Origin of the sequence: Amycolatopsis sp. CA-161197 (genome assembly GCF_050942255.1) — a bacterium.
Classification (GTDB): domain Bacteria; phylum Actinomycetota; class Actinomycetes; order Mycobacteriales; family Pseudonocardiaceae; genus Amycolatopsis.
Window position 1 is genome coordinate 7,294,807 of record NZ_CP192059.1, and the last position, 12,321, is coordinate 7,307,127.

Here is a 12,321-nt window from a genome sequence, read left to right on the forward strand (position 1 = left end):
TGACGGAGGAACGAGACGGGCCCCGGAGGTGTGACAGCTACCGGCGGCGCCAGTAGGCCGGGCGCCACCACCTCGAACACCAGACGCCCGCAGCACGGACAAGCGCGCCTCAGCGGCCGGCCGTGATCGCGCGCACGTCCCAGAGCCACACGCCGTCCACGAACTGCGCGGGTTTGCGCAGCAGCAGCTCGACGGTGGCGCGGTACGCGTCGGCGTGTTCGCGCGGGATGAGGACGAGCACGCTGGCGTTCCAGTAGCGCAGGTCCTTGATGGTCTGGTCGCGGTCGGCGTCGGTGACGGGCTGGGTCTCGCCCGAGTCGCGGACGCGGTCGAGCAGGGTGGACGTCGGCATCTGGTAGGAGCCGTAGCGGCCGCGTTTGTCGTCGGGGCCGCTCGGGCCCACGAAGTAGCCCTCGGGCATCGCGTAGCCCAGGCCCGCGTCCATCTGCCAGTGCAGCGGCTCGGACTCGCCCGAGCCAGGCAACGGCACGGGCACCACCGTGCCGGCCGGGGCGACGTAGGTGCGCCAGGTGCCGTCGGCGAAGAACGCCGGCGTCGGCGGGCGGTCCTTGACCAGCAGCTGCGTCGGCGCGATCGGGAGGAGCACGGCGATCACCGCACCCACCCAGAGCAGGCGAAGGGGCAACCGGCGCCGGCCCTCTTCCGGGTCCGGCAGTGTCTCGGCCGTGGCGAACACGCGCTCGGTGGCGATCGCGAGCAGCGCGCCGATCGCGGGCACGCACGCCATCGCCAGGCGCGACTCCAGCAGCGACTCGAACAGCGGCAGGTCGGCCAGCAGCTTCCACGGCCCCGCCACACCGGTGTCCACGTGCACCGCCATGAGCTCGACGCCCATCGACAGCCACGCCATGAGGAACATCGAGATCGCGAGCGAGCGCGCCACGACCTCGCGCCACAGCCAGATCGTCACCACGACCATGAGCGCGATGAGCGGCCAGCCGAAGAACGCGTTCTCCTCGGTGCGGTTGATCGACACGTCGGCCGCGGCGTCGGGCTGGCCGGCGACCGACTGCGTGGCGAACCGCGTGAACGCGGCGAGGTCGTTGCCGACCGGGCCGTGCTCCAGGCCGGAGTAGCTCTGCGGGCCGAAGAACTGCCACCACAGCGGGAAAGCCACGAGCACGGCGGTGATCACCACGGCCAGCCCGCCGCCGAGCAGCAGCGGCCGCACCATGGCCTTGATCTCCCGCGGGCGCGACGCGAGGTACGCGACGGCGAAGATCACGAAGCCCAGCGCGAAGATCAGCAGCGGCTCTTCGCCGAGGAAGATCTGGTACGCCGTGAGCACGCCGAGCCAGATCCCGTTGCGCACGAGCTTGCGGCCCTGCGCCAGGTGGATCACCTTCAGCGCCAGGAACGGCAGCACGAACCACGCGACGAAGTTCGGGTGCGCGTTGCCGTGCGAGATCATCGACGGCGCGAACCCGGCCACCGCGCCGCCGATCGCCGCGGCCGCGCGGTACCGGACGAGGTGGCGCGAGAACACCCAGTACCAGGCGGCCGCGGTGCCGGCGAGGCTGCCGGTGAGCGCGATCGCCCACGTGACCGTGGGGCCGAAGGCGAGCGTGATCGGCGTGAGCGGGATGCCGACGCCGAGCATGGCCGTGTTGGCCATCATGTTCACGCCGAGCGGGTAGTTCTGCAGGTCCGAGTTGAGCGGGTTCTGCAGGTGCAGCACGGACTTCGCGGTGACGTCGAAGAACCACTCCCACAGGTTCTGGTCCGACGCGCTGTTCCACAGGTAGCCCGTGCCCAGGTCGCTCCAGAGCCCGCCGTACAGGATGAAGGCGAACGCGAGGAAGGCCGCCATGATGCCGGCGTCGGCCCACGACGGGCGCAGCTTCGGTGTGGCGGCGGGCGCGGACGGCCCGGGAACGGCGGGGATCAGCTCGGTCCTCGCTTCCGGTTGGAAAAGGCTCACTACGGGCGCACCACCCGCGCGAAGAAGTACACCGCGCCGGTGCCGGCGTGCCGGACGAGCAGGAGGAACGGCCGGTCCACCACGACTTCGAGCGGCTCGGCCGTGGACAGGGACAGCGTGCGCATCTGGATCGCCGTGGCGGCCGCGCCTTCGAGACCCTGCTCGTCGAGGCGCAGCACGGCCTGGTGCACCACGCTGTCGACCCACAGCGGACGCGTGGCGGTGAGCCCGGTGAGGTCGGCGCCGTGCGTGAACACCTCGCGCACGCCCAGGGCACGCAGGGCACCGTCGAGGTCGGTGCGGACGTCGAGCTTGATCTTGGGCAGGGACAGGCGCACCTTGCGGCGCTTCGGGCTGTCGAGGAGCTGCTTGAGGCTCTGCGTGTCGAGCGCGGCCTCGGCCGGGGCAAGGTCGCCGTCCGGGAGCAGGACGACGGCTTCGACGCCGCCCTGCGCGGGGAGGCTCACGACCTGCCAGCCATCGGCGTGGTGGTGGCCGACGGTCTCCTCGAGGTGCATCGTCGGCACCCGGCGGGTGGCCCCGGGACTGTGGAAGTCCGCGGGCGCGGTGGCACCGTCGGGGAACGGGTGGCGCCAGGCGGTCTTGAGGTAGAGCGCGTTGACGAGGCTGGCGCGCGTGTCGGCGCTGATCGTGCCCGAGGGCAGCAGCTCCGGGATCAGGCCGTGGGTGATCCGGTCGACGTCGGTGTTGATCAGTCCGCGCGCGGCTTCGGGGTCCGTGGTGAAGGGCGCGGTCTCGGCTTTGCCACCGGGCCAGGTGATGAGCTCGTCGAGGAAGGCGCTCTCGACCGTGATCTCATCGGACGCCCAGAGCGTGTTGGCGACGGCCAGCCGGGCCTCATCGCCGAGCGCCGCGGCGTCGCGCAGCACTGTGGCGTGCGCGTCGAGGTCGGCTTCGCTGGTGGCCAGGAGCTCGCGCAGCTCCTCGGCGGTCCGCCCGCGCGCCGCCCGGGCCGCGAGGCCCAGCGCACTGGCCGCGGAGTACGGCGAAAAACACGCGTCACCCCCACCCGCCGCAGCGGTGCGTCCCAGGGCGAGCGTGAAGTCCAAGTGGCTGTCCACGGCCATGCGGCGACCGTACCCGACCGGGTGGTTCCGGCGGCACGGAACCGATCAGCTGAAGCCTCGTCCCGCCCCTGCCTCGCCCCGCCCTGCCACTCCGGCTGGCCCTCCGCTCCGGCTCGCCCGTCCCCTCTCGCTCACCCCTGACCCCTCCGGTCGGCTCACCCCCTCGGCTCGCCATCTCTCCGGCCGGCCCCGAGCACCCCAATGTGGCGTTGGTTGCGCCGAGCGCACCCAACGCGGCATTCGGTGCGTTGAGCGCACCGAACGCCGCATTTGGGCGGGGTTGGCCGGCCCGCGAGGGCTGTGGGCAGGCGGAGCGGAGGGCAGCGCGGTGGTCAAGACCGCGCGGCCGAGAAGGGCGTCGTCGAGAAGGGCGTCGTCGAGACGGGCGCGGTCGAGAAGGGCGCGGTCGAGCCGGCGACAGCTCAACCGTGCCAGCCAACGTGCCCACGGTGCCCTTGGTGAACCCGCGCGTCCGTCATCGACGCGACCCCGCCCACGGCCACACACAGGGCGCGCAGCAGCACGACAACAGCAGGTCAGACGTGCCGGCCCACGCACCAGCAATGCCGTTCGCGAACCTGCGCATCCGTCAACGACGCGACCCGGCCCACCGCCACCCCCAACAGCAGCAAGCACGACAACACCAGGTCAGGCGTGCCGGCCCACGTGCCAGCGGTGCCATTCGTGGGCCTGTGCGTCGGTGAGTGAGGCGACCTGGTCGACCACCACGCGCAGGCGTGCGGCGTCGTCGGTGGCGGCGTGCCAAGGGGGGACGAAGAGGGGGTCCAGGGATTCCGGGGCGCGGCGCAGGAGGGCGGCGACCAGCTGCGCGATCAGCTCGCGCTGGCCGTCCTGCATGGCGAGGCGGCGCCGGTCGCTCATGACGTAGCGCAGGGCCAGGGCCTTGAGCAGCGCGACCTCCGCCGCGACCTGGTCCGGGACGGCGAGGCGGGCGCCGTAGCGCAGGAGGGGGCCCTCGCCGTAGACGCTGCGGGTACCGGTGACCGCGGCGGAGGCGAAGCGGCCCACGAGCTCGCTCGTCAGCTGCTTCAAGGCCACCTGCGCGCGCAGCGAGCCGTCCGGAGCGGTGCGGACGAGGGCGGCCACCACGGGCAGGTCGAGCAGCTCCTTGGCCGCGCCCTCCAAAGTGGACGCCGACAGCGTGGAGAAGTGCCGCGCGGCGGCCTCCGCGACGGCCGCGCGTTCGTCCGGGTCCGCCAGCACGCCGAGCGAGATGCGCCCGGCCAGCACGCCGTCCTCGACGTCGTGGACGGAGTAGGCCACGTCGTCGGACCAGTCCATGATCTGGGCCTCGAGGCACCGCCGCTCGCCCGGCGCCCGGAAGCGCACCCACTCGAACACGGGCACGTCGTCGGCGTACACGCCGTACTTCTGCTGCCCCGGCCGGCGCCGCCACGGGTACTTCGTGGTCGCGTCGAGGCACGCGCGCGTGAGGTTCAGCCCGGCCGCCGCGCCGGCTTCGTCGAGGGACTTCGGTTCGAGGCGCGTGAGGATGCGCAGCGTCTGCGCGTTGCCCTCGAAGCCGCCGCACGCCTGGGCGACGTCGTCGAGCGCCTGCTCGCCGTTGTGCCCGAACGGAGGGTGCCCGATGTCGTGCGCGAGCCCGGCCGTGTCGACGAGGTCCGGGTCGGCGCCCAGCTCCTCGGCGATGCCGCGCCCGATCTGCGCGACCTCCAGCGAGTGCGTGAGCCGCGTGCGCGGCACGCCGCTGACCTCGGCCCCCTCCCCGGGGCCGACCACCTGCGTCTTGCCCGCCAGCCGGCGCAGCGCGGCCGAATGCAGCACGCGGGCGCGGTCGCGCGCGAAGTCGCTGCGCCCGTCGGGCCGCGCGCCGGCCAGCGCCGCGCCCTTGGGCGCCTCGGCCAGCACCCGGGCGCGGTCGTACTCGGAGTACCCGTCGCTCACCCGGTCAGTTTACTGATCCGGCCAAAAGTAGGCCGACCCCCGAGCGACACGCAACCGTTGCTATGAAGCCATTCGGCCGTGACTGTGGTCGGATTAGTAATAATCGGCACAGTAGCGCGGCCACCGACAATTCCCCGGGGAAGTTCAGCCCATGAAGGTGTCGAACAGCTCGTCGGCCGGCGATTTCGTGAGCTCGTAGAACAGCAGCGCGCCCGTCTCGCGGAAGATGTAGCGGACCTGCGTCACGCGCTCCTGCACGATGGGGCCGCTGTGCGTCGGGGCGGTCCACGCGTCCAGACCGAGGTCCGCCGCCATCGTCCGCGCGCGGTAGGAGTGCCACGGGTCGCTCACGAGCACCGCCGTGTGCCAGCCGCGCGCCTGCACCTGGTCGGCCACGGCCCGCAGGCTCCGCAGCGTGTCGCTGCCCTCGCCGACCGCCAGCGTCGCCGACGCGGGCACGCCGTGCTGCGTCAGCCACCGCGCGCCGGCCGCGGCCTCGGTGAAGTTGTCGGCCGCCTTCTTGCCCCCGGCGGTCACCACGATCTTCGCGACGCCCGCGTCGTAGAGCTGGCGCGCCTTCTCCAGCCGCGCTGTGAAGATGTCCGACGGCTTGCCGTTGTACTGCGCTGCCCCCAGCACCACGATCACGTCGGCCGGCGTGCGGTCGTTCTCGCGCGCGACCTGCCACACGCGAAACGCCGTGCCGCCGACGACGGCGAGCACCACGAGCACCGCGCCGAACGCGACGCGGCGCAGCCAGTTCGCCCACGTGGGTGGTGTCCTCATGCCCGTCATCTTTTCAGAGCCGCGCGCGATCCGGACGGAGGCACCCCGGGCGTCAGAGCCAGCCGCGTTCCTCCGCCAGCCGCACGGCCTCGGCGCGCGTGCGGGCGCCCGTCTTGCCGATCGCGGCCGAAAGGTGGTTGCGCACAGTGCCTTCCGAGAGGAACAGCGCCTTCGCGATGTCCGCGACGGTGCTGCCGTCGCGCGCGGTCGAGAGCACGTCACGCTCGCGCCCGGTGAGCGGGCTCGCCCCGGTCGCCAGCGATTCGGCCGCCAGCGCGGGATCCACCACCCGCAGTCCACTGTGGACGCGCCGGACGGCCTCCACGAGCTGCTCCGGCGGCGCGTCCTTCACCACGAACCCCGCGGCGCCCGCGGCCATCGCGCGGGCCAGGTACCCGGGCCGGCCGAAGGTGGTGCAGATGATCACACGGCACGAGGGCAGCGCGGTGTGCAGCTCGGCGGCCGCGGCCAGGCCGTCCTTGCCGGGCATCTGGACGTCGAGCAGCGCGACGTCCGGCGCCGATTCCTTCGCCGCGGCCAGCACCTCGTCGCCCGACCCGACCTGCGCCACGACCTCGATGTCGGCCTCCAGCCCGAGCACGGTGGCCAGGGCGCCCCGCACCATCGCCTGGTCGTCGGCCAGCAGAACGCGGATCACGCCAGTCCTCCCGCGGGTTCGGCGCGCACGGCCTGCACGGCCGGCGGCTCCGGTTCCGGAACCTCCGCCCGGACCACCCATCCTCCCCCGGCCCGCGGCCCGCTGCGCAGCGTCCCCCCGACGCCGCCGACGCGCTCGGTGAGCCCACGCAGCCCGTTGCCCTGCACCGCATCGGCCCCCGCGCCGTCGTCCTCCACCTCGAGCCAGTCGCGCCCGAACCGGACGCTGACGCACTTGGCCCCGGAGTGGCGCAGCACGTTGGTGACCGCTTCGCGCAGCACGTACCCGAAGGTGCTCTGCAACTGCGGCAGCACGTTGTCCACGGCGTAGGGCAGGTCCGCCTCGATCTCCGCCGCCCGCAGCGCCGCCCGCGCCCCCGCGAGCTCCGCGGCCAGCGACACCTCGCGGTACTCCGACACGGTCAGCCGCACGTCCGACAGCGCGCTCCGCGTCAGGCCCTCGACCTCGCGGATCTCCTCGACCGCGCGCGGGATGTCGCCGGAGCTCTCCAGCACCCGCCGCGCCAAGCCGGCTTTCACCGTGATCGTGGTGAGGCTGTGGCCCAGCAGGTCGTGCAGGTCGCGGGCCACGCGCTGGCGCTCGTTGGCGACGGCGAGGGTGGCGATCTCCTTGTTGGCCATCTCCAGCCGGCGGATGGCGCGGATGAGGTTGGCCATGAAGAACATCGCCAGCGTGATCGCGGCGACGGAGATCAGGTCGCCGCCGTCGGCGTCCATCTTGCCGCCGGCGAGCAGCACGATCGCCACGGCGCCGAACGCGAGCGTGTCGAGGATCGCCGCCCAGCCGGCCGGGAAGAGGAACGCGAGCGTGGCGGTGGCGTAGAGCAGGATGTACGGGCTGACGTCGGTGAGCAGCGCCGACAGCAGGCCCAGCGCCAGCATCGCGCAGCCGAAGACGAGCTTGACCCTGGTCGGTTTTCCGAACACCGCGGGGAAGATCGCGTAGCAGGCGCCGTAGGCGTAGAACAGCACGCCCATCAGCACCCGCGCCCACAGCGGGTCGGTGCTCTCGACCAGCCCGTGTGTCGCCGGGATCAGGAACGGCAGCAGGAAGAGCACCGCGAAGATCGGCCAGCCGATCTTGTTGGGCCCGCCCCGGTGCCCGACCATCGGGTCGTCCCACCACGAGGCCCGGTCGTTCAACGCGAACCGGAACCGGGTGACCGCGATCGACCCGGGGTCGTCCTTCGTCCGCTCCACCGTCGTTCCCTCCTGACCCGGTCAGACCCGGGCGCTGTCCTTACGGTATCGCCTGATCACGAGCGCTCCGAGGACCACGGTCCAGCCCGCCAGCACCGCGAGCGCGGCCGGGAAGCTCACGAGCAGCTCGTTGGTCACGGCCGGGCGCACCAGCCCGATCAGCCAGTAGGTGGGCAGCAACTGCGACACGTCCTGCATCCACGCCGGCATGCCCTCCAGCGGGATCCACAGGCCGCCGAGGAAACCCATGCCGAGCATCACGATCATGGAGATCGGCTGCATCGACTCGGGCGTCGCGATCTGGCCGATCAGCAGGCCCAGCAGCACGAGCGGGATGGTGCCGAGCCACAGGCCCGCGATCACGCGCAGCCAGCCGGCCCCGTCGAGGTGCACGCCCTCGGCGAAGATCGCCACGAGCGGCACCAGCAGCAGCGCGGGCAGGCCCACGAGCATGCCCGCCACGGCCTTGCCGCCGAGGTAGGACGTACCCGACAAGGGGGTCAGCCGCAGCTGCCGCTGCCAGCCGCTGGCGCGTTCGAGAGCCAGGCGCGTGCCGTTGGTGGTCGCCGCGGCGAAGAGCCCGAACGCCATCATGTTGACCATCACCACGGCCACCACGGCGGCGTGGTCCGGGGCCGACGCTTTCGTGAAGACGTTGGCCTGCAACAGGAACATCACCACGGGGAACGCAACGACGAAGATGAGGAACCGCATGGAGCGGAACAGCCGCCGGATCTCGACGGCGAGGTAGGACGGGTTCATCGGGCTGCTTCTTCCTGGTTTTCGTCGCTGGTCAGGGACAGGAACGCGCCTTCGAGGCCGACGGCGCCGATCTCGATGTCGTGCACGGCCGGCACGGCGGCCATCAGCGCGCGCAGCGTGGCGTCCGACTCGCTGCTGGAGATCGCCACGCGCTCGCCCCGCAGCTCGAAGTCGGTCACCGCGGGCAGCGTCGCGACGAGCCGTTCGGTTTGTTCGGTGGCGCCCGGCAGCACGGCCCGGATGGTGCGTCCCCCGGCCAGCGCGCGCACCTGCGCGACGGACCCGTCGGCGACCACGCGCCCGGCCCGCATGAGCACCACGCGGTCGGCGAACTCCTCGGCCTCTTCGAGGTAGTGCGTCGCGAACAGGACCGTGCGGCCGCTGTCGGTGAAGGAGTACATGGACTTCCAGAACTCGCGCCGCGTCCCCACGTCCATGGCGGCCGTCGGCTCGTCCAGCACCAGCAGATCCGGGTCCGACACCAGCGCGACGGCGAAGCGCACGCGCTGCTTCTGCCCACCGGAGAGCTTGTTGGCCCGCCGGTCGGCGATGTCCTCGATGCCCGCCCGCTGCAGCGCTTGATCGAGCGGCATCGGCGTGCGGTGCAGCTTCGCGACCATGCGCACGGTCTCGCGCACGGTCAGGTCCTCCAGCAGCGCCCCGCCCTGCAGCATCGCCCCGATCATCCCGGCGCGCACCGCGTCACCCGGCGTCTTGCCGAACACCGTGACCTCGCCCGCGTCGGGCTTGCTGAGCCCCAGGATCATGTCGACGGTGGTCGACTTGCCCGCCCCGTTCGGCCCGAGCAACGCCACCACCTCCCCCGGCGCGATCGTCAACTCGACCCCGTCGACGGCCCTCACGGCGCCGTAGTGCTTCCTCAACCCGTCCAACCGAACGGCGGCCCCCGCCGCGACGTCCCGCGCCCCGCGCGTGGCCTGTGTGGTTTCCATGGCTTGAAGACTGCCGGGATTTCGGCGTCGGTCCGCAGGCCGAGCGTCACGACGTGACCGTGACAGGTGTCAGGGGTCCCCGGTCGTGGCCCGGCAAAGCGCAACGGCCCTCCCCCGAAACCGGGGAAGGGCCGTTGCGCGGAAAGAAATCAGCAGCCGAGCAGCCGAGGCGCCAGGTAGTCCACGACCTTGTCGATCGCGATGCGTTCCTGGGTCATGCTGTCGCGTTCGCGGACGGTGACGGCCTGGTCTTCGAGCGAGTCGAAGTCCACGGTGACGCAGTACGGGGTGCCGATCTCGTCCTGGCGGCGGTAGCGGCGGCCGATGGCCTGCGCGTCGTCGAAGTCGACGTTCCAGTGCTTGCGCAGGGTGGCGGCCAGGTCGCGGGCCTTGGGCGAAAGGTCGGCGTTGCGCGAGAGCGGCAGCACCGCGGCCTTGAACGGCGCGAGTCGCGGGTCGAGGTGCAGCACGGTGCGCTTGTCGGTGCCGCCCTTGGCGTTCGGCACCTCTTCCTCGTCGTAGGAGTCGACGAGGAAGGCCATCATCGAGCGGCCGACGCCGGCCGCCGGCTCGATCACGAACGGGCGGTAGCGCTGGCCCGAGGCCTGGTCGAAGAAGGACAGGTCCACGCCCGAGTGGTTCGAGTGCGTGGTGAGGTCGAAGTCGGTGCGGTTGGCGATGCCCTCGAGCTCGCCCCACTCCTGGCCCGCGTTGAAGTCGAACCGGTACTCGATGTCCACGGTGCGCTTCGCGTAGTGCGAGAGCTTTTCCTTGGGGTGCTCGAAGTGGCGCAGGTTCTCCGGCTTGATGCCGAGGTCCGTGTACCACTTGGTGCGCTCGTCGATCCAGTACTGGTGCCAGCGCTCGTCCTCGCCCGGCTCGACGAAGAACTCCATCTCCATCTGCTCGAACTCGCGCGTGCGGAAGATGAAGTTGCCCGGCGTGATCTCGTTGCGGAACGACTTGCCGACCTGGCCGATGCCGAACGGCGGCTTCTTGCGCGAAGCCGTCTGCACGTTCAGGAAGTTCACGAAGATGCCCTGCGCGGTCTCCGGGCGGAGGTAGTGCAGGCCTTCCTCGGACTCGACCGGGCCGAGGTAGGTCTTGAGCATCATGTTGAAGTCGCGCGGCGCGGTGTACCTGCCGCGCGTGCCGCAGTTCGGGCACGGCACGTCGGACAGGTCGTCCTCCGACGTCGCCTTGCCGGTGCGGGCCTCGTAGTCCTCGGCGAGCTGGTCGGCGCGGAAGCGCTTGTGGCAGTGGAGGCACTCGATCAGCGGGTCGGTGAACACGTTCACGTGGCCCGAGGCGACCCAAACCTGACGCGGCAGGATCACGGACGAGTCGAGCCCGACCACGTCCTCCCGGCCCTGCACCATGGTCTTCCACCACTGGCGCTTGATGTTGTCCTTCAGCTCCACGCCGAGAGGCCCGTAGTCCCACGCCGACCTGGTGCCGCCGTAGATCTCTCCCGACGGGAAGACGAAGCCACGGCGCTTGCACAGACTGACGACGGTTTCGATGGTGTTGGCGGGCACTCCACGCTCCGGACGCATGCGGGGACGGTTGGACTAGGAGGTTCAGCGTATCCGGCCGCCCCCGCGGTGCTTCCGGCGAGGTGAGCAGGGCTCAGGGCCGGCCCGTCAGCGACGCCGTGACGACCCGGTTGTCGTCGTAGCCCTCGGTGCCGCCGACGTAGTCGCCGCCGCACGTCACCAGCACCAGTTTGTGGGGCCCGTCCGGGGAAAACAGCTTCGCCGACTCCGCGGCGAGCCCGGACTTGTGGATCGTGCGGACCTCGTCCACGCGGTAGCTCCACTTGCCGCCCGAGGTGTCGGTGACCGTCACGGTCTGGCCCTGCTTCACCTGCCACAGCTGGTCGAACGGACCGGTGCGGCCCTTCCAGTTCACGTGCCCGGAGAACAGCGTCACGCCTTGGTCGGCACCCAGACCCGAGCCCCACCACGCGGCTTCGGCGAGGCTTTGCGGGATCACCAGCGCGCCGTCGTCACCCACGGGTTCCTGCACGAGCTTCGCCGTGCCACCGCCGGGCAGCAGCACGGTGCCCGGCGTCCGCCCCGGGTCGGCCTGCCGCTGCGCCGCGCCCGCTCCCGCCGTCGGTACCGGCACCGAGGCCGCGGTACTGGCGAGACCGGGTTCATCGTTTCGGGTGAAAATCAGGAGGGCGGCGACGAGCGCCGCCACCACCACGGCCCCGACGGCGGCCGCTGCCCACTTGGTCCTCGCGGGCCGTTCCTGTGTCCCTTGCATCGTGCTCCCTGCTCCGGTGTGTCGTGCGCAGGAAGACATGCCGCGGGACGCGGGCGGGGTTGCACCCGATCGGGCTCAGTCCGGACGCGAGACCAGGTTCGCCGTGACGATGCGGTTCTCGTCGTAGCCCTCGGTGCCGCCGACGTAGTCGCCACCGCAGGTCACCAGCACCAGCCGGTGCGGCCCGGTCTGCGCGAACCACTGCGGCGCCTGCTCCGGGAGCTGCTCCTTGCGCACGGTCGCCGCGCCGGTCACGCGGTAGAGCCAGCGCCCGCCCGCGGAGTCGACGATGCTCACGTTGTCGCCCGTGCGCACGCGCCACAGGTCGTCGAACGGTCCCTTCGTGCCGGCCCAGTTCACGTGCCCGGACAACACGGCCGCGCCCTGCTTCGAGCCGAGGCGCGCGCCCCACCACGCGGCGTCGCCGAGCCCGCGCGGGATCGGCAGGATCCCGTCGAGCGTCACCTCGGTGCGCACGAGCCGGGCCTCGGACCCGTCGGGCAGGCGGACGCTGCCGGGCCGTTGCACCCCGACGGCGGCGCCGTCCGCGGGCAGCTCGGCGGGCGCGCCGTCCTCGCCCGGCAGCGAGCCGGGCGGCGGTTCGGCCGCGGCGGCGGGCACGGGCGCGGGGCCCCAGGTCAGCACGACCACGCCCGCGGCCAGCGCGAGCACGGCGACGACCGCCGACACGACGGCCAGCGCGGTGCGCAGCACG

11 protein-coding genes are annotated in these 12,321 nt (G+C 71.9%); all 11 read right to left on the reverse strand.

The features are described 5' to 3' along the window. Nucleotides 1-109 precede the first annotated feature (109 nt). Nucleotides 110-1,942 (reverse strand): glycosyl transferase, encoded by a 1,833-nt coding sequence (locus tag ACQPXB_RS34335; protein WP_432845811.1) that lies wholly within the window; start codon nucleotides 1,940-1,942, stop codon nucleotides 110-112. Continuing rightward, nucleotides 1,942-3,030 (reverse strand): serpin family protein, encoded by a 1,089-nt coding sequence (locus ACQPXB_RS34340; RefSeq protein ID WP_432845812.1) that lies wholly within the window; start codon nucleotides 3,028-3,030, stop codon nucleotides 1,942-1,944. Before ACQPXB_RS34340 ends, ACQPXB_RS34335 begins: the two co-directional genes overlap by 1 nt. A 648-nt stretch (nucleotides 3,031-3,678) precedes the next feature. Continuing rightward, nucleotides 3,679-4,956: a deoxyguanosinetriphosphate triphosphohydrolase gene (locus tag ACQPXB_RS34345; protein WP_432845813.1), complete on the reverse strand. Its 1,278-nt coding sequence runs from the start codon at nucleotides 4,954-4,956 to the stop codon at nucleotides 3,679-3,681. 144 nt (nucleotides 4,957-5,100) lie between these two features. Next, the gene (locus ACQPXB_RS34350) at nucleotides 5,101-5,751 is read right to left on the reverse strand and encodes a YdcF family protein (protein ID WP_386952437.1); all 651 of its coding nucleotides are present in this window, start codon (nucleotides 5,749-5,751) and stop codon (nucleotides 5,101-5,103) included. 43 nt (nucleotides 5,752-5,794) lie between these two features. Then, nucleotides 5,795-6,400: a response regulator transcription factor gene (locus ACQPXB_RS34355; protein WP_360600620.1), complete on the reverse strand. Its 606-nt coding sequence runs from the start codon at nucleotides 6,398-6,400 to the stop codon at nucleotides 5,795-5,797. After that, entirely contained in the window at nucleotides 6,397-7,530 is a 1,134-nt protein-coding gene (locus tag ACQPXB_RS34360; protein ID WP_432856904.1) for a sensor histidine kinase, read from the reverse strand. Before ACQPXB_RS34360 ends, ACQPXB_RS34355 begins: the two co-directional genes overlap by 4 nt. Before the next feature lie 111 nt (nucleotides 7,531-7,641). Next, entirely contained in the window at nucleotides 7,642-8,382 is a 741-nt protein-coding gene (locus ACQPXB_RS34365) for an ABC transporter permease (RefSeq protein ID WP_366582602.1), read from the reverse strand. After that, on the reverse strand, nucleotides 8,379-9,335 hold the full coding sequence (locus ACQPXB_RS34370) for an ATP-binding cassette domain-containing protein (protein ID WP_432845814.1): 957 nt from the start codon (nucleotides 9,333-9,335) through the stop codon (nucleotides 8,379-8,381). The genes ACQPXB_RS34365 and ACQPXB_RS34370 overlap by 4 nt, the downstream gene beginning before the upstream one ends. Before the next feature lie 149 nt (nucleotides 9,336-9,484). Next, nucleotides 9,485-10,873 carry a glycine--tRNA ligase gene (locus ACQPXB_RS34375; protein ID WP_366582793.1) on the reverse strand — a complete coding sequence of 463 codons (1,389 nt, stop codon included), beginning with the start codon at nucleotides 10,871-10,873 and terminating at the stop codon, nucleotides 9,485-9,487. Nucleotides 10,874-10,964: 91 nt separating this feature from the next. Beyond that, nucleotides 10,965-11,606 (reverse strand): class F sortase, encoded by a 642-nt coding sequence (locus ACQPXB_RS34380; RefSeq protein ID WP_366582600.1) that lies wholly within the window; start codon nucleotides 11,604-11,606, stop codon nucleotides 10,965-10,967. Nucleotides 11,607-11,681: 75 nt separating this feature from the next. Then, nucleotides 11,682-12,320, reverse strand: a complete 639-nt coding sequence (locus ACQPXB_RS34385) for a class F sortase (protein WP_366582599.1) — start codon at nucleotides 12,318-12,320, stop codon at nucleotides 11,682-11,684. Between the last annotated feature and the right edge of the window lies 1 nt (nucleotide 12,321).

Coding starts and splice junctions, on each gene's coding strand:
- ACQPXB_RS34360 (WP_432856904.1), bottom strand. CDS start 7,530: ATGGTCGGGCACCGGGGCGGGCCCAACAAGATCGGCTGGCCGATCTTC.
- ACQPXB_RS34350 (WP_386952437.1), bottom strand. CDS start 5,751: ATGACGGGCATGAGGACACCACCCACGTGGGCGAACTGGCTGCGCCGC.
- ACQPXB_RS34365 (WP_366582602.1), bottom strand. CDS start 8,382: ATGAACCCGTCCTACCTCGCCGTCGAGATCCGGCGGCTGTTCCGCTCC.
- ACQPXB_RS34370 (WP_432845814.1), bottom strand. CDS start 9,335: ATGGAAACCACACAGGCCACGCGCGGGGCGCGGGACGTCGCGGCGGGG.
- ACQPXB_RS34380 (WP_366582600.1), bottom strand. CDS start 11,606: ATGCAAGGGACACAGGAACGGCCCGCGAGGACCAAGTGGGCAGCGGCC.
- ACQPXB_RS34340 (WP_432845812.1), bottom strand. CDS start 3,030: ATGGCCGTGGACAGCCACTTGGACTTCACGCTCGCCCTGGGACGCACC.